Here is a 1,077-nt window from a genome sequence, read left to right on the forward strand (position 1 = left end):
CGCACCGGACGTCCCAAGAAACCGTTGGTACTGACGGATGAGGAGCGGCAAACGCTCGAGCAATGGTCGCGGCGCCCGAAAACGGCGCAGCGTCTGGCGCTGCGCGCCCGCGTCGTGTTGGCCTGCGCCGAGGGCCAGCCCAATCGAGTTGTCGCTCGCCAGGTGCACGTGTCGGGCAACAGTGTTGGGAAGTGGCGCGAGCGGTTCCGGGTCAAACGCTTGGAGGGCTTGGCGGATGAACCGCGGCCAGGCGTGCCTCGCAAAGTAACCGACGACATGGTCGTGGATATCATCACGCGCACCTTGGAAGCGCCGCCACCTCACACGACTCAGTGGACGACCCGATCGATGGGCGAGGTGGCCGGACTGTCGAAAGCGACCATCTCGCGCATCTGGCGAACGTTCGGCTTGCAATCGCACCGTCTGGAGACGTTCAAGCTGTCGGCCGACCCGCAGTTTGTCGAAAAAGTCCGCGATATTGTGGGCCTCTATCTCAACCCGCCGGACCACGCGTTGGTGCTGTGCTTGGATGAAAAGAGCCAGGTCCAAGCATTGGATCGGACCCGTCCTCTGCTGCCGATGCGGCCGGGCATCGCGGCGCGGCAGACGCACGATTACATTCGGAATGGCACCACGTCGCTGTTTGCGGCGTTGGACGTCGCGACGGGAAAAGTGATCGGGCACTGTCATCGCCGCCATCGGCACCAGGAGTTTTTGAAATTTCTCCAGCGCATTGATGCGCAGCTCCCGCCCACCGGTGAGGTGCATGTCATCATGGACAACTACGGCACCCATAAGGTGCCGAAGGTGACCCGCTGGTTCGTGCGTCACCCGCGGTATCACCTGCATTTCACGCCGACCAGCGCGAGCTGGTTGAATCAAGTGGAACGCTTCTTCGCGAAGATCACCACCCAACGGATTCGACGCGGCACGTTTGAAAACGTGCGGGCTCTGGAGACGGCGATTGAGGGGTACGTCGCGCATCACAATCAGCACTGCAAACCGTTTGTCTGGACCGCGACCGCCGACGCGATCCTCGACAAGGTCAAGCGATTTTGCGAACGAACCTTTGAGACA

The 1,077-nt window shown here is 61.7% G+C and carries 1 protein-coding gene; it reads left to right on the forward strand.

Annotated elements, in window-relative coordinates:
- Positions 1-24 precede the first annotated feature (24 nt).
- Positions 25-1,077, forward strand: a 1,053-nt coding sequence (locus GEV06_28595; GenBank protein MPZ21809.1) for an IS630 family transposase, incomplete at its 3' end; no start/stop codon positions are given.

Source organism: Luteitalea sp., assembly GCA_009377605.1.
Classification (GTDB): Bacteria; Acidobacteriota; Vicinamibacteria; order Vicinamibacterales; family Vicinamibacteraceae; genus WHTT01.